Here is a 19,455-nt window from a genome sequence, read left to right on the forward strand (position 1 = left end):
CTAGCTTTGTACTCTAGTTGCCTTTTGAACTCATAAAAACCACAATCAGCAATGGCACTAGCTAAGCGATGATTCTTGAGCATCCCGGAGATATTCAAATCTTCGATGACTATTTCGCTGTGGTTCTTAGCTAACCTTGAAGTCAACTTATGCAGTGCGTCTTGTCTGATATTAGCTATTCTTCTATGTAGTCTAGCTACTTTCAGATTAGCTAGGGTTCGATTACGAGAGCCTTGAAGCTTCCGACAGACTGAGCGTTGTAGATGAGCCAATTTTCTTTGGTTTTGACGGTAAGCTTTGGCATTTGGGAAAACGCTACCATCGGAACAAGTGGCAAGAGAGTTGATGCCAATATCAACTCCGATCCGCTGTCTTGTTTTTGGAGATGGTTTGGCTTCTAGCTCGTATCTAAAACTAACATACCAATCCGAAGCTCTTTTGCTAACGGTAACGTTTTTGGGCCGAACGGCTGGTAGTATTTCGTGGCATCTCACCCATCCAAAAATAGGTAATTTAATTCGATTGCCACTCACAGTGATACTACCTTCTAAGTAAAAGCTGTCTTTGATATTCTTCTTTTTGAATTTTGGTTTACCTCGACCGGGTACTTTAAAGAAATGCCCAAAAGCTTTGGCTAAATGCCTTAAGGCTTGTTGAGGAGCGCACTTGGATACTTGGTAGTACCAAGGATTTGCTGATTTTACTTCGGCTACCAATCGCTTATGAAGATCGATAGCGGTTGGTAGCTTTTTGTTTGCCGACAAAGCTTTCAAACAAATATCTAATCCCCAATTCCAAGCGTGTCTAGCTACGCCTGCGTGTTTGGCTGCTAGGGTACGTTGTTGGTTGTTTAGGTTAAGTTTTGTTTGGAAGCTTTTGAGCAACTTCTCTTCACTCCTCTACGATGCAAGGGATTTTTGTGAGTGATGTTTCTCTTGAGGTGGAATAAACTTACTCATTTCCACATAATAGCATCTATTATTGAGTAAGTTTAGGGATAAATAGGTAATTTTATGGCGGCTGCTCCCACCCCTCTCCCTTCCTAAATTTTAGGTGATGGGCTTGACATAAGCGATCGCGTGTCGCCACACAATTGATGATTGATTGCTTTCATCGATCAGACCGATGCAAAATTGATCTTGCCAGCGCAACTGACCGCTTAACATTTCACCCCCGATCAGTTTTACTTGCACCTGTTTTTGTTCTTTAATCATATTTTGAATTTGACGAGAGCTGGGCAATCCACTATCGAATCCGCTAGCCATAAGTTTGCTACTCTAAACGTGTGTAACCGTGCATTTTACAATGTTTACTTAAGTTATTTATGCGATCGACTGCTATCTTTAGGATGCTTTCACAAAACTTGAGAGCGTACCCACCCCACTAAGAGCGAGGATAATTTAATGGCCATTGAGTTCGCTAAGTATCACGGTTTGGGAAATGACTTCATTTTGATTGATAATCGCACTTCATCCGATCCAGTTTTAACACCCGCGCAGGCGGTAACGTTATGCGATCGCCACTTTGGTATCGGTGCTGATGGTGTAATTTTTGCTCTGCCAGGGCTTGACGGTAACGATTACACTATGCGAATTTTTAACTCGGATGGCTCCGAACCGGAAATGTGCGGCAACGGGATTCGTTGCTTAGCTCAGTTTATCGCTGAGTTGGAGGGAGTCTCAAATCAGGAGCGCTTATATCGCATTCACACTCTTGCCGGTGCGATCGCGCCAAAGTTGCGATCGGACGGTCAAATTACCGTTGATATGGGGCTACCGCGACTTTTAGCTGCCGAAATTCCCACTACGCTTTGTTCTGCTGACGAGAAAGTTATTAACCGACCTCTGCAAGTGGAAGGAAAATCTTGGGATGTTACCTGCGTCAGTATGGGCAATCCCCACTGTATTACGTTTGTCGAAGATGTCACGGCTATTCCGCTGGAAACTTTGGGGCCTTTCTTTGAGCATCACGCGGTTTTCCCGCAACGCACAAATACGGAATTTATTCAAGTGGTAGAGCGAGATTATTTGAAAATGCGAGTGTGGGAACGCGGTGCTGGGGCAACGATGGCTTGCGGAACTGGTGCTTGCGCTTCTTTGGTGGCGGGGGTACTGACGGGAAATTGCGATCGCAAAGCTACTGTTGAGCTACCCGGTGGCCCTCTGGAAATTGAATGGTCCGAAGTTGATGGGCGAATTTACATGACAGGGCCAGCGCAGAAAGTGTTTGTCGGCAAATTTTAACCACAGGTTTGGTACACTATGCAGGATCGATCGCCGGAACAACTTCCTCGTCTCATCACTACCTCAATCAGCCATTACTGCGAAAAAGTTCGATGGGCGCTGGAACGGCTCAATATTCCATATATTGAAGAGCGCCACGCGCCGCTTTTTCACCGATTGGCTACAGCTCGAAATGAGGGGCGATCGGTTCCTATGCTTGTCACTGAGGCGGGTACTTTCAGCGATTCCAGCGACATTTTGCAATACATTGATGGGATGTCACCCGTGAGCGCAAAGCTCTACCCTGCCGATCCTAAATTGCGCCAAGAGGTGGAAAAACTCGAAGATTGGTTCGATCGCCAACTTGGGCCCAGCACCGGGGTGTGGTTCTACTTTTATTTACTCGATCGGGACAAGCTGATATTGCGATTGTTCTGCGAAGGCGTAGAGGCGATTGAGGCGGAGTTGTTTCCTGTTGTCTTTCCCTGCATCCGGGAAGCGATGGAACGAGCGATGGAAATTACACCAGAGTCCGCCGCCGAATCGCTCGATCGAATTAACAGCATTTTCGAGACTGTCAACGAGCTGCTTGCGGATGGGCGTAAATATTTAGTCGGGGATAGCTTTTCGGCTTGTGACCTCACATGGGCTTGTCTGACTGGGCTTGTCCTCATGCCTACCGAATATGGTACAAAATTACCTCAATTAAGCGAGATACCGACTGAAATGGCGCAGACGATCGAGCATTTCCGCGCAACTCCAGCCGGCTCTTTCGCCTTGCGCTTATTCCGCGAGGAACGTGACAAATAATTGGTTGTTTAGTTTTTAGTATGTCGATTTTGCGAGTGGGGAGCCAAAAGTCAATCATTCAATCATTCAAAATTCTTCCCTCTCCCTTTCTCTCTACCTCGCTCACCTGGAAAAGGTTATATCATATCGTGTCCGGTTAAAATTTAACCACAGATGAAAACAGATAAACACAGATGAACACAGATGTGAGGGCAAATTTTTGACGCTACTGATGGAATCAGTCATTATATCAATCATCAAGAAAAAGATTGATAAATTCTCCATAAGCCTCTTTCATAGGCAATTCATCATCAACTTTGATGCGGCGTCTTTTAGTCACAACAGTTTTATTTTCAATTGGATTGAAACCTTCTTTTTCGTAAGTTTCCCAGTACAAACCAACGCCTCTTCTTTGCCAAGTTGGTAAATCGTTAAAATTTATCCCATTTTGAAATAACAATTCGTTTTTGAATGCTACTGATTGATTTTCAAGAGTAGTTGTTGCTTCGGTAACGCTTTTGCCGGATTTACGTAATGTCCAATAACTCCAACCATTTAAAGCACAACGAGTCGCATCGGCTTGTCGCCATCGAAAATAATCAATTACTTGGGATTTGTTTGCACCCAGCCAAACGCGACTGTCGAAATTTACTATAGTTTGGGCGGCGTGAGTGAATGCGGTGCTGGCAATACTGGCAGAAATAGAAACAATTTTTTCTAAACTGCGATCGAACAAATCCCATTCTGGATCGAACAGCACAGAAATTTCATCGCTTTCTGTATAGGCGTAAACACCTTGGAGTTCTTCCAATAACGCCTTGGCAGTTTGTACCATCAGTTCGTGAAACTTGCGGTCAAACGGTTTCTCGAAGCGCGACTCGGTGAACCTGGAAAAACTGCGTCCATCGACGCGAATTACAGTCCACGCGCCTGGTAGCAGACGTAGGGAGTGGAAGTATTCGAGCGATCGCATTTTTTTCTCAAAATTATCGCTATCCATCCTTCACCTCATTTTCTTGCCACTCGCGCACATCAAAACGAAAGTTTTCAGCCACTCGCACGTAGAAAAGCCGATCGAAACCTTCCGCGTAACAGGGGCGTACTAACCTTTTTATTGTGGCGTAAATTGCCACATCCGGCACTTTCGCCTTACCAGAACGTAGCTGATTGCGATCGCAACAATTTTTCAGTCTAGATTCAAAGTAATAACCGATGATTTCAGAACCGTACATTTTGCCTATCTGAATTATAGATGCCCGCTCTTCAACAGTTGCATTAGTGTTATCTACAACTACCGATCGTCCCTCTTTTAGAGACGCTTCGATCAGCTGTGCTTGCCTTCTGGCTTTGTTTCTGTTATTACGCATCAAATCCTTGCTGACAAGCTCGTGAGTTGTGGCAAAATGAGTGCGGAAAAATGTACTTTTTCCAGAAGCTTGTAAGCCGATAAAAATCATCAGTTCCATACTCGATCGCGTCGGGGTTAGGGCGTCGGGGCTAGGGAAGAGGGAGAGAGAGAGGGAAAAGGGAAAAGGGAGGAATTTTGACTTTTGACTTTTGACTTTTGACTTTCCCTAGCTCCTAGCTTAAAGCTGCAACTCTTCGATCGAAGCATTTAAACCGTTGCTGTTAAGCTTTTGCAGCATTTCCTCAGCTTCAGTCCGATCGCTATAAGCACCCACCTGCATCACCGCTCGTCCGTTGGAACGAGTCCGAAAAGCTCCCGGTACAAGCGATCGCAGCAATCTCTGCTGACGCGCACTACCGACATCCACAATCACGCGGTAACGCAAACCAAGCGCTACAGCACGACTGGTAGAACTGGGACGGGGGGAGTATCTGCTTTCTTGCGGAAGCGGATTATCCGGAGATATCGCGACTGAAGGTAGGTTATTGCTATTAGAAACAGGAATTTCCGATCCGGGAACGGGTAGCAACCCTGCTTCTACGCCTGAATCTGGAAGCGTACCTCTACTTTGTCTGACAGGCTGTGTAGAAAAGTTTGCACCTCGATTATCTTCTCTTGTGGAGGAGAAAGAGGGGAGTGAAGGGGATACATCGCTGGATCTGGGTGGCGGTGCAGTAATCTCCACCGGCTCTGTTTGGTTGGCTGGTGGCGGTACGATCGCAGTGGGAGTATTGGGACGCCGCGAGTTTGGAATAGTTTGCCTTACTTGCACCGGTTCGCCCGAAGATAAAGGTGGAGGAACGGGAATTTGTACAGCACCACCCGATCCGGAGGGAAAATTATTTGTTGACCTTGTTTGTGTAGGGTTGGGGATAATAGTAGAGATCGCGGTCGGTGGCGGTTCGACATTTTCCGGTGCAGCGGCGACGATCGTTCCTGATAGATCCAAGCGTCCGCTTATACGACCTCCTGCAAGTTGATTGCCAAACGCGGGAATAGTTTGACTGGAAGTTTTACCGTTGATGTCAAGGCGACGGTTGTTGCGAAAAACGTTGCCTCCAGGTTGCTGAGCGATGCCCAAATCAGGACGAGCTTCGCCGATCGCTACTACACCATCTCGGCTGTTTTCCTCAATTGTATTGCCCCGCAACACAGGTTGAGCTTTGTTCTGCACCACCACACCGTCTATATTTTGGGTGATGCGATTGCCAACCAGCATGGGTGTGGCGGTGTGACCGATATTAATCCCAAATCCAGTCCTTTCAAACACATTTTCCCGCAGTTCGGGTTTAGAGCTGTTGTAGATGGTAATGCCGTTAGCACCATTATCGGCAAAGTAATTGTTGCGAATAACAGGCGCACTGCTGCCGGTGACAGAGATACCGTCGTGGGAGTTGCCGATAAAAGTATTGTCAGTCACTAGAGGACTGCTGAATTCTATCCACAAGCCGTAACCTCGTCGGTTGGAGTTAGTGACTGTGACTCCCACAATTGCCGATTTATCTGCTGCTAGAATGGCGATGTTTTGGCGAGCAAAGGTGCGACTGATGAATTGCCCGCCTCCTTTAATAATCGCATTGCGGCCTTTGTTGGCGGGGTCGCCTTGGATGCTGACCCCAGGCTTGAGGATAATTGGAAAAGTTTCGCCGCTTTCTTCGCTATAGGTTCCCGGTGCGAGGATAATCGTGGTGTTGGGTTGGGCTACCCGCAGTGCCTGGGTGATGGTTTTGAAAGGAGAACCGTTACTGCCGTTGCCAGCTGTATCGTTACCGTTGGCGGGATTGACAAACAACTGGGTTGTTTGGGCGGTACTCTGGGCTAATTCTACAGATGTTCTCTGTATTGGCAGTTGCGCGATCGCAGCGGTGTTGACCCACGGGGACAGGGCGATCGCGATTCCCAGTGTTGCGATCGTTCCTAATTGGCTGTATTTGTTTTTATCTGAGATGCTGGTAGGGATTGGTTTTAATGAATAATTTTTTCGCTGCGGGTATGAGTGTTTTAAATTCATATGTCGCTATCCTCCTGGCAGTTAGTGAAGGTAAAAGCCAAAACTTGGCTTGTGGCGAACCCCTGATATAAACTTAGGGGCGGGTTTAGTCAGATCGCTCCCATCACAAGTCTATGGTTGTAGTACAAAACCCGCCCCTACTCAATTGTCAATAGTTAACAGTCATTTGTCAGTTGTCATTTGTTTGACTGATATTATGATACGGATATGTACGGTGTACGGATAAAAAAAATCACAGCTGACACTTGACCGATGACCGAACAGAATAATGTGGAAATTTTCCAGTACAATCATTGCACCAGCAACAGCGATTTGAAAAATTTGCTGAATGTTGACATAATTACAATCTCTATTACCCACTGCCGCAAATAAGAGTGGAGTTGTTCCGATGGGCGATCGATACGAGCTGAAGAAGCCATTCCCAAACTTGCCCGCACAAGCACAGCCTGCTGTTTGCCGAATCCTAGATGCCAACTTAGACCGAGCTCGCGAAGGTTTGCGAATCGTGGAAGAATGGTGTCGCTTTGGTTTGGACAGCAGCGAGTTGGCTGGCGAATGCAAGCAACTGCGGCAGGAAATAGCCAAATGGCATACTCAAGATCTGCGGGCTTTTCGAGATACTCTGGGCGATGTGGGCACAGATTTATCTCATCCGCAAGAAGAAGAACGCGCTGGCATTCAGCAACTGTTGCAGGCGAACCTTTGCCGCATAGAAGAAGCGCTGCGGGTGTTGGAAGAGTACGGTAAGCTTTACCACCCGGAGATGGGGACAGCGTTTAAGCAGATGCGCTATCGAATCTATACGCTGGAAAGCAATTTGCTGGGTTATCAGCGTCAGCAGAAGTTGCTCCGCAGTCATTTGTATTTGGTAACCTCTGAGTCGGAAAATCTGTTTGCTGTTGTGGAAGCTGCGCTCCAAGGCGGATTGACACTGGTGCAATATCGCGATAAAGACGCAGATGATGATGTGCGGGTGGAGACAGCGCAGAAACTGCGCCAGTTGTGCCGACGGTACGAGGCGTTGTTTATTGTGAACGATCGCGTCGATCTGGCTTTGGCAGTAGATGCGGATGGCGTACACTTGGGACAGCAGGATCTGCCGATCGCAATGGCACGACAGTTACTTGGCCCTCACCGCATCATCGGTCGTTCTACCACAAATCCCGATGAAATGCGACGAGCGATCGCAGAAGGAGCCGACTACATCGGTGTAGGGCCAGTATACGAAACTCCGACTAAAATTGGAAAAGCTGCCGCAGGTCTGGAATACGTGCGCTATGCGGCTCAGAATGCCTCTGTACCCTGGTTTGCGATTGGGGGTATCGATCCGACAAATCTCAACGATGTACTATCGGCTGGAGCAGAGCGGATCGCTGCGGTCAGAGCGATTATGGAGGCAGAGCAGCCAACTTTAGTTACACAGTATTTTCTCTCTCAACTATCTCGCCTGCAAACGCTGCGAGCTTTGAAAGCACATTTGCCTCAGTCTCATGTCCAGTCCAATAACCTTACGAGTTAACGGGGAATCCCGTACTTGCGTTGCTCAAACTAAGTTACCCGATTTGTTAGAACAGCTCGGTTTCCATCCGCGTTTGATAGCTGTGGAGTACAACGGCGAAATCCTGCACCGCCAGTTTTGGCCGGAAACTCAGGTGCAGGAGGGCGACAATATTGAAGTTGTTACCATCGTCGGTGGCGGCTAGCTCGATTTTAGATTTTGGATTTTAGATTTTGGATTAAACGAGACTTACGCACTGTGGAGATTGACTTTTGACTCCCCCGCTCTCCCGCTCCCCCACTCCCCCGCTCTCCCCTCTTATTTTTGACTTTCTTAAGGTACGGATATCTACCCAGGTATCTGTCCTGCGATCGCTGCCCTGTGGGGATCGAAAGCGTTAAATTAGAAATGTGTAAAGATGCGTTAACAAAAATTTGCACCAGCCAGAAACACTGGAGTGTTACTTTCAAATGAGCTGAAATAGGCTTGGTTTTATGTACAAAAAACTGCTTTCTACAATCAAACCGCTTCTGAAACCTGTGTTAATTGCTGGCCTTGTGCTAACCTTAGCGCTGGGTCACGCTGATGGAGCTTTGGCCGCTCGTACAGGTGGCCGAATTGGCGGCGGTTCTTTTAGAGTACCCAGCTCCACGTACACATCTCCGCGTACCTATGCGCCACCATCGGGAGGGTATTATTACCCTGGCGGTGGATGGGGATTTCCCTTCCTGATTCCATTTTTTGGCATTGGAGGCGGGTTTGGTGGTTTATTCACTATTCTGATATTTATTGCGATCGCCAACTTCTTGGTGCAAAGTTTCCGTCGCATCGGTTCTGGTGAAAGTACCGAAATGACCTACAGCAGCAATCCTGCCGTTTCGGTAGCGCGTTTGCAAGTCGGTTTGCTGGCGAACGCACGCGGTCTGCAAAAGGAACTCGATCGAATTGCAGAAACTGCCGATACCGGTTCCGCCGCAGGTCGCGCTGAAGTATTGCAGGAAACTACTTTGGCTTTGCTGCGCCACCCCGAATACTGTGTCTATGCCGGTGCTGAAAGCCAGCAAACTCGTTTAGAAGCCGCAGAAGCTCAGTTTAACCGCCTATCTCTGGCAGAACGCAGCAAATTTACGGCAGAAACTCTCTCCAACGTTAACAATCAACTGCGGCAAGCTAATTCCCAAATAGCTTTACCGGCAGGGGAAACCTCTGGCGAACTCGCTAACCTGAGCGAAGGGCCAAGTCAATACATTGTCGTTACTCTGATCGCCGCTACACTGAGTAAGCTGCAATTGCCAACAATAAATAATTCTGAGGATCTGCGTCAAGCTTTGCGCCAGTTCGGTGCTATTCCCGCCGACCAATTGCTGGCGATCGAAGTTCTCTGGGCACCGCAAGCAGAAGGCGATACCCTCACGTCTGAAGACATGATTGTCGAGTATCCAAACTTGAAACTGATTTAATGGCGATCGAATTTTAAATAAAAAACAGGGGTTGGAGTTAAGCCCCTGTTTTTTTTGCTGATCTTTTAGAGTGATAATTCCCATGCAGTTTACCTCACTGCTTGCTTCATTTCGCCAATCGTTGTAGATGTTAATTCATGCCTACAAGTTGCGTATTCTGGAAGCTTATGTGTAAATGTTTTATTTTCTGGTTTGCGATCTTCTGCATAAGTCTCGCTGACTATCCATAGGGGCCACAACAAACTAATCCAGAGGCTGGATAATTTACTATAATTACTTTTTAATTCCGAACTCTCAGAATTGTCAGTTAAATGGCTCAAAAAAGCTAAATAACAAACAGAACCGGAGAAAAAGTAAGTTGTTGCAGAGAAGGCTAAAAGAATTGCAGTCATGTTCAGCACCTTAAATAAACTATTCGTGTTTGTCTAGCAATATTGACCGTCCAGCCCAAAAAAACCTCATTTTTATAGAATTGCTGAAATTAGTTGGGATATAATTCCTAAAATCTGCTTCTTAACAAGATTCCGTGACTGGAAATTAACTATCCGACTTGAGTCTTACGTGTAATTGCTGAGCTTTTGATTTTTTGTGTTTCAGCTATCGTAAATATACGGTGGATTTTCCAGAAATTGTTTGTGCAAATAAAGTTTTTACAAAATCTTTGCTAAATCTTCATCTAAACTTCATAAAAGAAATTATATGCAGGTATGAAATTACTTCCCTGGATAGATGAGATATGAAAGCGTGATTCAATTAGGGCACGGGGCTAACTGCCTCTGCGTCCGTGCCCCTTCTCAGTCAAATTACTTATAGCTTTTTTGTGTGCTTCGGTAGCGGAGAAATTCAGCCAGAAAGGCCACTACCCCGGACACCACCATAAGTACAACGCTGAGTGCGTTGATGTCGGGTTTTACTCCAGTGCGGATGCGGCTGAAAATTTCCATTGGTAGGGTATTGGCACCGCTACCGGCGGTGAAACTGGCAATCAGAAAGTCGTCTAAGCTGAGAACAAAAGCGAGAAGACAGCCAGAAATTATACCGGGCATTAGTTGGGGTAGCAATACTTTGATGAAAGCTTGGGCTGGCGTAGCGCCCAAATCGAGGGCAGCTTCTTCCAGGTGGGGGTCTAAGTCTGCCAGTCGGGTAGAAACGACTACACCTACGTAGGCGAGGCAGAAAACGACGTGAGCTGCGACGATCGTCCACAAGCTGAGACGAACTTGAATTACTGCTAAAAATACCAAGGTGGCAACGGCGATCGCAATATCTGGAATAATCAGCGGCAGGTACGATATCCCCATATATAAAGTTCTGCCAGGAAATCGGTAACGCGCCAAACCAACAGCCATCAAGGTACCGATGACAGCTGAAATACCGACAGCACAAAAAGCTACTATTAAACTATTTTGCAAAGCGGCGATAATCCGGGTATCGTTGAACAGCTTTTGATACCAATCGAGGGTGAATCCCTCCCAATTAGCGCTGTAGCGGGATTTATTAAAACTGTAAAACGCCAGTACCAGAATCGGGAGGTACATGAAAAAGTACATTAGCAGGGAGAAAAGCGCCTGCCAAGAAACGGGATATTTAGCTACAGACGGAGATTTGTTCATTGCTTCAGGCAGTGGGGGAGTGGGGGAGGAAAGTCAAAAGTCAAAAGTCAAAAGTCAAAAAAGGGGCTAGGGGAGAGGGAAAAGGGAAAGGCAGAGGAAGAGGGAGGAATTTTGAATGATTGAATGATTGACTTTTCTAACGTGCAGCGTTTCGATCGCCGAATTTGAGCAAAAGTGCGATCGCAATACTCACAGCTAAAATTAGCACCATACTGAGAGCCGACCCAAAACCCCAGTTCTGAGTCGCACCTAAAAATTGGTTGTAAATCAAACGCGATATGGTCATACTGGAAGCGCCTCCCAGCAATTCCGGGTCGATGAAATCGCCCACACCGATAATTAAAACTAGCAATGAACCGGCCACAATTCCCGGCATTGTTTGCGGTACTGTCACCTTCCAGAAAGTTTGCGCTGGATTTGCTCCTAAATCAGCTGATGCCTCTAGCAAACGCCGATCCAATTTTTCCAGAGAAGAGTAGAGAATTAATACCATATAAGGTAAATAGCTGTAACTCATCCCAATTAAAACCGCTGGCCAGTCGTTCAGCAAATTCCAGGGTAAAAGTGGCAAGTGCGGTAGTAAAAATGGTATGTTAAAACTGATCGGGAACGAGTTGCAACTGTCAATTAACCAGTTGAGAATGCTGAGTAATGGATTGAGTGCGGGTTGTAAAAATGAGTTAATAACTCCGCTGGGACGCAGAATCGTGATCCAAGCATACGATCGCAACAGCGATGAAGTCCACAAGGGCAAAACGAAACCCAACAGCAGCAAATTTCGCCATTGTTTGGGTGACATGACTGCAATCCAGTATGCAACTGGAAATCCCAGCACCAAACAAGCTATTGTGGAACCACCTGCAAAAAATAAGGTTCTCTTCATTACTTGCAGGAAAGTGGGATCGAACTTAGATGGCAAGCATTGTTCAAATCCAAACGCCCTGCAAAAGTTATCGAATCCGGAAGGGTTGACTACTTGTCCGGGTCGAATATCTGGCACCAAACTTAGCTCAAAAATGATCAAAGTTGGCAACACTAGCAACAGCAGCAACCAAATGCCTGCCGGCCCTAGAAATATCAGGGGTTCCGCTAAGCGATCGAATATAGAGGCTAGCTTCGATTTAGCAGGGGGTGCAGGTGTAGTAGAACGAGAGGAAATTTGGGTAGACACAGGCATTTATCAAGTAAACAGTCTCAAATCAAAAGTAAAGTAATGGGCTTTTTTAGCTGCTAGTTAACTGAGTCCAATAGCGATCGAAAACTTCGCTAAATTTCCCCAGCGGTTCGATTCTTTCACAATTTTGCAGCAGTTCGGGCGGCGGATACAAGGTAGGATTATCGCGAGTTTTAGCAGACATTAACTTCAGAGCTTCTTGATTTACTGTAGGAAAGTTAAGTCGCTCGCAAACAAAGGCAGCCACTTCCGGTTTTAGCATAAAATTTATCCAAGCATAGGCAGCATCGGGATTGGGAGCAGTTTTGGGAATCGCCATCGTATCCGTCCACACAGAAGTACCGCTCTTAGGAATAAGATATTGCAAGTCGGGGTTTTCTTTGGCCACATTTACAGCATCTGCGGAATAACCCATCGCCAGCAGCAAATCTCCAGCCAATAATTGCTCTCGCCAAGCGTCTGTTGTAAAAGATGCGATCGCACTTTTGATATCCTTTAATTTTTGGTAAGCTTGTTGCAGTTCTTCAGCATTTGTCGAATTGTAAGAATAACCCAGCATTCGCAAAGTAGCACCCATCACTTCTCGCACATCATTAACTAACGTTATGCGTCGATAAAGTAGCTGCTGATTCTCCCAAAGATAAGCCCAATCTTCGGGAGCTTGTTTGAGTTTTTTGCTATTATAAATTAAGCCAGTAGTTCCCCAGGCGATCGGTACGCTATAACTGTTATTCGGGTCGTAAGCTGGATTTTGGAACTGCGGCGACAAAATTTCCCAAGCTTCGATGCGGTTGCGATCCAATTTTGTCAGCATCCCCAATTCCAACATTTGGCGAACCATGTAGTCAGAGGGGTAAAGTACACTGTAAGCCCGACCGCCTCCTGCCTGCATTTTAGCCAACATAGTCTCGTTGGAATCATAGACATCTGCCACTACTTTAATACCAGTTTCAGCAGTAAATCTGCGTAACAGCTTGCGATCGAGATAAGTAGAAAAACTGTAAATATATAAAATATCAGAATTTTTTGATGGGGTGGGTGTCGGTCTCACCTCACCTAGAGTCCATCCACAACCAGAAAGGAGCAATCCTGAAAATGACGCTGCCGTTTTTAAGAAGCGACGTCTGTTTGGATATAGCTTAAATTTTTTAACCTCCCCGCTCATTTACTAAAATCCATTTTCACAACAACTTTTGGCTTTTGATTTTTTAGCTACTGGTTAACTGAGTCCAATAGCGATCGTAAACATCATTAAATTTACCTAACGGTTCAACTCTTTCACACTTTTCTAACACTTTTGCAGATGGATATAAATTAGGATTATTGCGATTTTTGGGCGATAATTGCTTAATAGCCGATTGATTGGGTGTAGCAAAATTCAGTCGATCGCAAACAGACGCAGCTACAGCAGGTTGTAACATAAAATCTATCCAAGCATAAGCAGCATCTGGATTGGGAGCAGTTTTGGGAATCACCATTGTATCTGTCCACAGAGAAGTACCGCTTTTGGGTATTGCGTACTGTAAGCTAGAACTTTCTTCAGCAACTTCCGCCGCATCAGCTGAATAACCCATCGCGACAAACAAATCTCCCGCAACAATTTGTTCTTTCCAAGCATCAGTTGTAAAGGAAGCGATCGCAGGTTTGAGCGCCTTTAACTTTTCGTAAGCTTGTTGGATTTGCTGCTGATTTGTCGAATTATAAGAATAACCCAGCATCCGCAAAGTTGCGCCCATAACTTCTCGAACATCGTTCATCAAAGTCATTCGTTTGGAGAGTAGTTGCTGGTTTTCCCAAAGATAATCCCAATCTTCTGGAGGAGTTTTTAACTTTTTGGTATTGTAAATCAAACCTGTTGTTCCCCAGCTCATCGGTACGCTATGACGATTACCTGGGTCATAACCGGGATTTTGAAATTGTGGCAAAAGATTTTGGAGATTATTGAGACGATCGTGTTCTAATTCGGTCAGCATTTTTAGTTCCAACATTTGGCGAACCATGTAGTCGGAGGGGTAAATTACGCTGTAAGCTGCACCGCCTCCCGCTTGCATTTTAGCCAGCATTGTCTCGTTGGAATCATAAACATCTGCCTCTACCTTTATACCGGTATTAGCGGCAAAGGTTTTGAACAACTCTTCATCCGTATAGCCAGAAAAAGTATAAATGCGTAGCGTACCAGAAGAGTTTTCTTCGGTCGTAGTCGGTCGCACTTGTGCCAGAGTCCAACCACAACTGGAAAGTGCCAATCCAGAAGTTGCTGCTGCTGCCGTTTTTAAGAATCGACGCCTGGTTTGATATAAATGATGTAGCTGCAAATTAGTCATTTTTCACTAGCCAATATTCATGTTTGCGCTGCCATTGACATAGGTAATTTCAAATTTGAACTTTCAAATTGCCAATTATAAAACCAAATTTGAAATTTTAGATCTGAAATTTGAAATCCCGAATTACCCATTCCCCATTTCCCATCACCAATAACCAATTAACAGTATCGTACCGATTGTTCTAAAGCTAGCGGTTCACCAGTTTTGGCGTCCGTGTTTTGGCACGCAAACATCAATGCGGGAGAGATTTTTTCAAATTCCAGTTTATTGCCTTTACGTCTGAGCAGGTAGCCGCGCAGTTCTTTGTAAGGTAACTTGGTGAACTCGTCAATTTCTGAAGTAAAAGAGCGCAGTATCAGAGAACCGGAAGGATTACAGCCTTCTAACAGTTTCTCGATAAATATTTTTTTGACACTGCTGTGGTAGCCGTAGTTTACTTTATTGGCTTCTCGCTGTAAGTCAACCACAAAGGGTTCTCCATCGCTACCTAAAAAAGTGGCGATCGCCGTTGACTGGCAGTGGTACTCTAACTCTTGTAAAAACCCCTCTAGTGTCATTTGTCAATAGCCATTTTTCATTTGTCAGAGGTCAACGATCGAATTACTGAGAGCTAACTACTGGGAATCGCCTTTTAGCAGATAACTAAGAATCAGCCAAAACCAGAGAATCTTTTGAACCCCAGTAGGCGTATACAGGGGTGTGTGGATCGGGTAAGCTGGCGAAAGTGTTAGGCTGCTTTACGGTAATACGATCGCCTGACTTTAATTCCACCACGCAATGAACGTGGGTACCCAAATACATAACGTGCTGCAAACGTCCTTCAAAACAGTTTCCCTGTAAGCAAGAAGGTTCCAGATTCAATTGAATATTCTCTGGGCGCACGCTAATCGCCACAGAAGCTTGAGGATGCCAAGCAGTTGAGGAGTCCAGCCTTTGCGCCACCACCTTCATTTTAGATTCTGTCAGTACCTCGATTTCCGAGCCGTTCAAAGATAAAATTCGGCCTTTTAACAAATTGGTATCCCCAATAAAATCAGCGACAAAAGCTGTTTGTGGACGCTCGTAAATTTCGCTAGGCGTACCTATTTGTTCGATTTTGCCGTCGTGCATAACCGAAATGCGATCGCTCAGACTCAGCGCTTCCTCTTGGTCGTGAGTAACCATAATAAAAGTCAGCCCCAAATCTCGGTGTAAATTGGTCAGCTCCACCTGCATTTCCTTACGCAGCTTCAAATCCAACGCTCCCAGAGGTTCATCCAGCAAAAGCACAGCAGGTCGGTTAACCAACGCTCGTGCCAAGGCTACCCGTTGCTGCTGACCCCCAGATAATTGAGCCGGAAAACGGTTAGCCAAAGCTTCCATTTTAACGAGCTTGAGAGCTTCTTTAACCCGTTCTGCGATCGCCGCTCTGGGCAAGCGTTTAATCCGCAATCCAAAAGCGATATTTTCCCAAACGCTCAGGTGGTTAAACAAAGCATAGCTCTGAAACACCGTATTGACCGGTCGGCGGTAAGGCGGTACGTTAGTCATCGGCTTGCCTTGAATTAGCACCTCACCGGCGGTCGGCATCTCGAAGCCCGCAATTAAGCGCAGCGTCGTCGTTTTACCGCAGCCGGATGGCCCAAGAATACTAAAAAATTCACCCTGGCGAATGTCAAGGTCAACCCCCCGTACAGCAGTATCGACTTTGAACACCTTGAAAACCTTTCGGAGTTCAACATCCAGTACTGTGTAAGCGTCCCTGGCGTCTGGATTCTGAACAGCAGTCTGAGACATAATGGCGAAAATCCTTGTAGCGATGCCCCGGTTGCCAGCTGAATCAGCATTATAGTTGATGCAGTGGCAAATTTGACCTTGGCTTATTTTGACATTCTGCCACTGACTGAAGCCAGCTGCCCAGTCAGTCAAATTGCCAAGATTTGGTGTAGAGGGAGGCGGAAAGCTCTCAGAGCAGAGGTAAGGGTATACTTGAACTCAAAACTCTCCGACGCCGGACGCACTAGCCCCCTTCATACTCAAATTTCAAAACTTTGGAACTCAAGACTTAGGAGTACTGCCGTATGACCTTGCTTTGGTCTTCCTCGCTAGACAGTAAATCAAAGACCCGCACGGTCGGACGAAATTACCAGTCCCTGTTTGTGATGCTAGTCATTACATTGGTGATGGTAGGAGGGATTGGCAGTCGTCTTGCCTACTTGCAACTGATCCAGGGAGAACGCAATCGGGAACTAGCGGAGAACAACCGGATTCGGATCATTCCCAAACAACCCGAACGGGGTAATATTTTCGATCGCAAAGGCAGAATCCTTGCCAGCAGTCGTCTTTCCCGCTCAGTTTATCTATGGCCGTTAATACGCAAGCAAAAATCCTGGCCTACCACACGCAAGCGTCTTTCCGAGATCCTGGAAATTCCCGAAGCAGATATTGAAAAGCGGATAGCACAAGTAGGGGAGAACAATCCCACCCTAGTACGGATCGAGCGCGACATCACTCCCGAAAAGATAGTAGCGCTGGAAGAATCCCAACAGCAACTCGAAGGCGTAGAAGTAGACATAGAACCGGCGCGGGTATATCCCAATAAACAAGTGGCAGCCCACGTACTCGGTTACACCGGTGAAATGAACGATTTACAGTTAGCTAAGGCGAGGCAAAAAGGCGATGACTATCGACTTGGAGATGTCGTCGGTAAAATGGGCGTCGAAGCAGCTTTTGAGAAAAAATTGCGGGGAACGTGGGGCGGTCAGCAGGTGGAGGTGGATGGCAAGAACCAGATTTTACGTATTTTGGGAGATAAAGCGTCTCAACCAGGTGAGGACGTCCATTTAACCATAGATCTGGAGTTGCAGAAAGCCGCAGAAGCCGCACTAGGCAATCACAGAGGCGCAGTTGTAGCCATGAATCCAAATAATGGGGCGATTTTAGCGATGGTTAGCCGCCCCGCTTTCGATCCTAATTTGTTTACTCCTCGGATCAGCCAGAAAGCATGGCAGGAACTGCAAAAGGCAAACCACCCATTTGTCAACCGCGCCTTACAAGCTTTTCCACCAGCGAGTACATTCAAAATCGTTACTACCACTGCGGCGATCGAATCGGGCAAAGTTCCTTCTACCATAGTCTTGCCAACTTATCCAGCTCTTAGGGTGGGTGGAATTTCGTTTGGAGAATGGAACCACGCAGGATTTGGTGCTTTGGGATTTGTGGGCGGTTTGAAGTGGAGTAGCGATACATTCTTTTATCAAGTCGGGATCAGAACTGGTGGCCCTGCCCTGATCGACTGGACTCGACGCTATGGTTTTGGCGAAAAAACCGGCATCGAATTGGAGAGTGAAGAAGTAGCCGGTTTGGTAGCCGATAATGCTTGGAAGCTGAAGCGGATGAAATACGAGTGGACTGTAGGCGATACAGTGAATATGTCCATCGGTCAGGGCTTTCTCCAAACCACACCCATACAAGTGGCTGTGATGTTTGCTGTTCCCGCCAACGGTGGCTACCGAGTTAAGCCCCACCTGCTCAAAGATGATGAGGATTCAAAAAATTGGCGGGTAGATTTAAACCTGAAACCGGAAACGGTGCGAGTGCTGCGCCAGGGTCTGAGGGCAGTAGTAACTTCCGGTACTGGCCCAGCCCTGAATTCACCAACTATTCCTCCAGCTGCGGGGAAGAGCGGTACATCTGAAGTAGCCCACGGGAAACTAACCCACACTTGGTTTGGTGGCTATGCGCCAATAGACAATCCGGAAATTGTTGTGGTGGTTTTTGGGGAACATTCCGGCGGTGGTGGTGGCAAGTTCGGAGCTCCGAAGGTGCTGAAAGTTATGGAGGCTTACTTTCGTCTGAAGGGAGGCGGTAAAGTTGCTCCCGCTAAGCCTAAGCCAGTCAAAAGAAGGAGATGACGTCGATCGGCTTTTTATCCCATATGAAAGAGCGGGAGTGGGGGAGTGGGGGAGCTCTTGAGCCGAAGAATTAATATTTTCCCTAACCCCTAACCCCTAACCTCCAGCCCCTAACCCCTAGCCCTTTAATTTTTTTGTAATTTTTTGGCTTTATAAAAAGTTTCTAAACTATCGCGATCGCCCACAAAGCGCCAATGCCAAGGCTCATAACTGACGCCTTGAGAATTGTTTTTGGGAAATGACATCTCAAAGCTATAGCGAGCTGCATTAGCTTGCAGCCATTTGAAGGCAGCAGTATTTTCAAAATTTGGATTCAGGTTGGTTGCCGGTACTCTACCATCCCCAATATCGATCGCATAGCCGGTATGATGTTCGCTGTAACCCGGAGGCGCACTCACAGTCGCCCGTTCTGCTGCCACCTGCCCCCGTTGCGCTTTAATGTCAAAAAACAGGTGTTGCTGTTCCGCCACCGAACGAAATCCCGAAATTGGCACCAATATCGCTCCCTGCGCCCTGGCTGCTGCCACCATAGCGTTAAATTGCTGGGCAGCACTTTTGCGTAGCTTAATCCGATTATCCACCGATATAGATTGAAGGTCTTGCACGGGCGCTTCTTTGTAAGCAAAGTGTCCCGCCTGTCCCAAGATGATATCGGGCTGGCTTGCAGAAGTATTGACAGCTTCTGTGGGCGTTTGACTGAGTTTGGCGATCGGTTCTGTTTCATTCTTTTGAGCCATTGTCCCAGAAGAGGATTGAGACAAACTGGCAAACCACAAACCGACAAAAAGGGCAAACGCTCCCCATCCCACCAATAATGCCACCAGCCAGACTCGCTGCCACCGACGCTCTTGTGATGGAAACTGGGTTTCCCGCAAAGCTTCAGGAATATCTTCTGTCGAGGGAACTGCTACTTTCGACGGCTTTCCAGACAAGCTGGCGTTATCCACACCATTCACTCCTGCACTTAAGATTAAAACCGAACATCATAAAAATTGTAACTGTCTTAGATTCGCGATCGGTCTCTCGGTCATCGGTCAGAAAACTTGTGAAACTGTAAAACTTT

19 protein-coding genes are annotated in these 19,455 nt (G+C 46.5%); 6 read left to right on the plus strand and 13 right to left on the minus strand.

The features are described from left to right. Both H6G03_RS11880 and H6G03_RS11885 read right to left on the minus strand, forming a co-directional pair. A partial coding sequence (locus H6G03_RS11880) for an RNA-guided endonuclease InsQ/TnpB family protein (RefSeq protein ID WP_190464586.1) occupies nucleotides 1-884 on the minus strand: 884 nt, incomplete at its 3' end. Nucleotides 885-1,049: 165 nt separating this feature from the next. Then, nucleotides 1,050-1,265 (minus strand): Hfq-related RNA-binding protein, encoded by a 216-nt coding sequence (locus tag H6G03_RS11885; protein ID WP_190464587.1) that lies wholly within the window; start codon nucleotides 1,263-1,265, stop codon nucleotides 1,050-1,052. 138 nt (nucleotides 1,266-1,403) lie between these two features. On the opposite strand from H6G03_RS11885, the gene dapF reads away from it, so the two are divergent. Beyond that, nucleotides 1,404-2,243 carry a diaminopimelate epimerase gene (gene dapF / locus H6G03_RS11890; RefSeq protein WP_190464588.1) on the plus strand — a complete coding sequence of 280 codons (840 nt, stop codon included), beginning with the start codon at nucleotides 1,404-1,406 and terminating at the stop codon, nucleotides 2,241-2,243. An 18-nt stretch (nucleotides 2,244-2,261) separates the two neighbouring features. Beyond that, the gene (locus tag H6G03_RS11895) at nucleotides 2,262-3,032 is read left to right on the plus strand and encodes a glutathione S-transferase family protein (protein ID WP_190464589.1); all 771 of its coding nucleotides are present in this window, start codon (nucleotides 2,262-2,264) and stop codon (nucleotides 3,030-3,032) included. Nucleotides 3,033-3,261: 229 nt separating this feature from the next. Here the strand turns inward: H6G03_RS11895 and H6G03_RS11900 are convergent, their stop codons facing one another. The 3 genes from H6G03_RS11900 to H6G03_RS11910 form a co-directional block, all read right to left on the minus strand. Continuing rightward, nucleotides 3,262-4,011 carry a tRNA(His) guanylyltransferase Thg1 family protein gene (locus tag H6G03_RS11900; RefSeq protein WP_190464590.1) on the minus strand — a complete coding sequence of 250 codons (750 nt, stop codon included), beginning with the start codon at nucleotides 4,009-4,011 and terminating at the stop codon, nucleotides 3,262-3,264. Beyond that, nucleotides 4,004-4,477: an ATP-binding protein gene (locus H6G03_RS11905; RefSeq protein WP_190464591.1), complete on the minus strand. Its 474-nt coding sequence runs from the start codon at nucleotides 4,475-4,477 to the stop codon at nucleotides 4,004-4,006. The genes H6G03_RS11900 and H6G03_RS11905 overlap by 8 nt, the downstream gene beginning before the upstream one ends. Before the next feature lie 120 nt (nucleotides 4,478-4,597). Further along, nucleotides 4,598-6,430 carry a DUF1565 domain-containing protein gene (locus H6G03_RS11910; protein WP_190464592.1) on the minus strand — a complete coding sequence of 611 codons (1,833 nt, stop codon included), beginning with the start codon at nucleotides 6,428-6,430 and terminating at the stop codon, nucleotides 4,598-4,600. 388 nt (nucleotides 6,431-6,818) lie between these two features. On the opposite strand from H6G03_RS11910, the gene H6G03_RS11915 reads away from it, so the two are divergent. The 3 genes from H6G03_RS11915 to H6G03_RS11925 all read left to right on the plus strand — a co-directional run bounded on the left by H6G03_RS11915 (nucleotide 6,819) and on the right by H6G03_RS11925 (nucleotide 9,388). Continuing rightward, nucleotides 6,819-7,949, plus strand: a complete 1,131-nt coding sequence (locus H6G03_RS11915) for a thiamine phosphate synthase (protein WP_190464593.1) — start codon at nucleotides 6,819-6,821, stop codon at nucleotides 7,947-7,949. Continuing rightward, nucleotides 7,921-8,133, plus strand: a complete 213-nt coding sequence (gene thiS / locus H6G03_RS11920; RefSeq protein WP_190464594.1) for a sulfur carrier protein ThiS — start codon at nucleotides 7,921-7,923, stop codon at nucleotides 8,131-8,133. The genes H6G03_RS11915 and thiS overlap by 29 nt, the downstream gene beginning before the upstream one ends. A 289-nt stretch (nucleotides 8,134-8,422) precedes the next feature. Beyond that, nucleotides 8,423-9,388 (plus strand): DUF1517 domain-containing protein, encoded by a 966-nt coding sequence (locus H6G03_RS11925; RefSeq protein WP_190464595.1) that lies wholly within the window; start codon nucleotides 8,423-8,425, stop codon nucleotides 9,386-9,388. Nucleotides 9,389-9,477: 89 nt separating this feature from the next. Here H6G03_RS11925 and H6G03_RS11930 read toward each other — a convergent pair whose 3' ends face one another. From H6G03_RS11930 to H6G03_RS11960, 7 genes are all read right to left on the minus strand, one after another. Then, nucleotides 9,478-9,780, minus strand: coding sequence for a hypothetical protein (locus H6G03_RS11930; protein WP_190464596.1), 303 nt, complete (start codon nucleotides 9,778-9,780; stop codon nucleotides 9,478-9,480). 411 nt (nucleotides 9,781-10,191) lie between these two features. Continuing rightward, nucleotides 10,192-11,001 carry an ABC transporter permease gene (locus H6G03_RS11935; RefSeq protein ID WP_190464597.1) on the minus strand — a complete coding sequence of 270 codons (810 nt, stop codon included), beginning with the start codon at nucleotides 10,999-11,001 and terminating at the stop codon, nucleotides 10,192-10,194. Between the two features lie 136 nt (nucleotides 11,002-11,137). Next, nucleotides 11,138-12,178, minus strand: a complete 1,041-nt coding sequence (locus tag H6G03_RS11940; RefSeq protein WP_190464598.1) for an ABC transporter permease — start codon at nucleotides 12,176-12,178, stop codon at nucleotides 11,138-11,140. A gap of 46 nt (nucleotides 12,179-12,224) precedes the next feature. After that, complete coding sequence (locus H6G03_RS11945; RefSeq protein WP_190464599.1) at nucleotides 12,225-13,340, minus strand: ABC transporter substrate-binding protein; 1,116 nt, start codon at nucleotides 13,338-13,340, stop codon at nucleotides 12,225-12,227. 43 nt (nucleotides 13,341-13,383) lie between these two features. Then, nucleotides 13,384-14,499 carry an ABC transporter substrate-binding protein gene (locus H6G03_RS11950; RefSeq protein ID WP_190464600.1) on the minus strand — a complete coding sequence of 372 codons (1,116 nt, stop codon included), beginning with the start codon at nucleotides 14,497-14,499 and terminating at the stop codon, nucleotides 13,384-13,386. A 158-nt stretch (nucleotides 14,500-14,657) separates the two neighbouring features. Then, nucleotides 14,658-15,056: a hypothetical protein gene (locus H6G03_RS11955; protein WP_190464601.1), complete on the minus strand. Its 399-nt coding sequence runs from the start codon at nucleotides 15,054-15,056 to the stop codon at nucleotides 14,658-14,660. Between the two features lie 85 nt (nucleotides 15,057-15,141). Next, nucleotides 15,142-16,275 (minus strand): ABC transporter ATP-binding protein, encoded by a 1,134-nt coding sequence (locus H6G03_RS11960; RefSeq protein ID WP_190464645.1) that lies wholly within the window; start codon nucleotides 16,273-16,275, stop codon nucleotides 15,142-15,144. Between the two features lie 284 nt (nucleotides 16,276-16,559). Here H6G03_RS11960 and mrdA point away from each other — a divergent pair, with 284 nt between their 5' ends. Next, nucleotides 16,560-18,392, plus strand: coding sequence for a penicillin-binding protein 2 (gene mrdA, locus H6G03_RS11965; RefSeq protein WP_190464602.1), 1,833 nt, complete (start codon nucleotides 16,560-16,562; stop codon nucleotides 18,390-18,392). Between the two features lie 125 nt (nucleotides 18,393-18,517). Here mrdA and H6G03_RS11970 read toward each other — a convergent pair whose 3' ends face one another. Then, nucleotides 18,518-19,339: a D-alanyl-D-alanine carboxypeptidase family protein gene (locus tag H6G03_RS11970; RefSeq protein ID WP_190464603.1), complete on the minus strand. Its 822-nt coding sequence runs from the start codon at nucleotides 19,337-19,339 to the stop codon at nucleotides 18,518-18,520. Between the last annotated feature and the right edge of the window lie 116 nt (nucleotides 19,340-19,455).

Origin of the sequence: Aerosakkonema funiforme FACHB-1375, from assembly GCF_014696265.1 — a bacterium.
Taxonomy (GTDB): domain Bacteria; phylum Cyanobacteriota; class Cyanobacteriia; order Cyanobacteriales; family Aerosakkonemataceae; genus Aerosakkonema; species Aerosakkonema funiforme_A.

Excerpts from the sequence above, each read along its gene's own strand:
- mrdA (WP_190464602.1), top strand. The coding sequence starts at position 16,560 with ATGACCTTGCTTTGGTCTTCCTCGCTAGACAGTAAATCAAAGACCCGC.
- H6G03_RS11925 (WP_190464595.1), top strand. The coding sequence starts at position 8,423 with ATGTACAAAAAACTGCTTTCTACAATCAAACCGCTTCTGAAACCTGTG.
- H6G03_RS11950 (WP_190464600.1), bottom strand. The coding sequence starts at position 14,499 with ATGACTAATTTGCAGCTACATCATTTATATCAAACCAGGCGTCGATTC.
- thiS (WP_190464594.1), top strand. The coding sequence starts at position 7,921 with ATGTCCAGTCCAATAACCTTACGAGTTAACGGGGAATCCCGTACTTGC.
- H6G03_RS11945 (WP_190464599.1), bottom strand. The coding sequence starts at position 13,340 with ATGAGCGGGGAGGTTAAAAAATTTAAGCTATATCCAAACAGACGTCGC.
- H6G03_RS11905 (WP_190464591.1), bottom strand. The coding sequence starts at position 4,477 with ATGGAACTGATGATTTTTATCGGCTTACAAGCTTCTGGAAAAAGTACA.
- H6G03_RS11895 (WP_190464589.1), top strand. The coding sequence starts at position 2,262 with ATGCAGGATCGATCGCCGGAACAACTTCCTCGTCTCATCACTACCTCA.
- H6G03_RS11940 (WP_190464598.1), bottom strand. The coding sequence starts at position 12,178 with ATGCCTGTGTCTACCCAAATTTCCTCTCGTTCTACTACACCTGCACCC.
- H6G03_RS11955 (WP_190464601.1), bottom strand. The coding sequence starts at position 15,056 with ATGACACTAGAGGGGTTTTTACAAGAGTTAGAGTACCACTGCCAGTCA.
- H6G03_RS11885 (WP_190464587.1), bottom strand. The coding sequence starts at position 1,265 with ATGGCTAGCGGATTCGATAGTGGATTGCCCAGCTCTCGTCAAATTCAA.
- H6G03_RS11935 (WP_190464597.1), bottom strand. The coding sequence starts at position 11,001 with ATGAACAAATCTCCGTCTGTAGCTAAATATCCCGTTTCTTGGCAGGCG.
- dapF (WP_190464588.1), top strand. The coding sequence starts at position 1,404 with ATGGCCATTGAGTTCGCTAAGTATCACGGTTTGGGAAATGACTTCATT.
- H6G03_RS11960 (WP_190464645.1), bottom strand. The coding sequence starts at position 16,275 with ATGTCTCAGACTGCTGTTCAGAATCCAGACGCCAGGGACGCTTACACA.
- H6G03_RS11910 (WP_190464592.1), bottom strand. The coding sequence starts at position 6,430 with ATGAATTTAAAACACTCATACCCGCAGCGAAAAAATTATTCATTAAAA.
- H6G03_RS11930 (WP_190464596.1), bottom strand. The coding sequence starts at position 9,780 with ATGACTGCAATTCTTTTAGCCTTCTCTGCAACAACTTACTTTTTCTCC.
- H6G03_RS11900 (WP_190464590.1), bottom strand. The coding sequence starts at position 4,011 with ATGGATAGCGATAATTTTGAGAAAAAAATGCGATCGCTCGAATACTTC.
- H6G03_RS11915 (WP_190464593.1), top strand. The coding sequence starts at position 6,819 with ATGGGCGATCGATACGAGCTGAAGAAGCCATTCCCAAACTTGCCCGCA.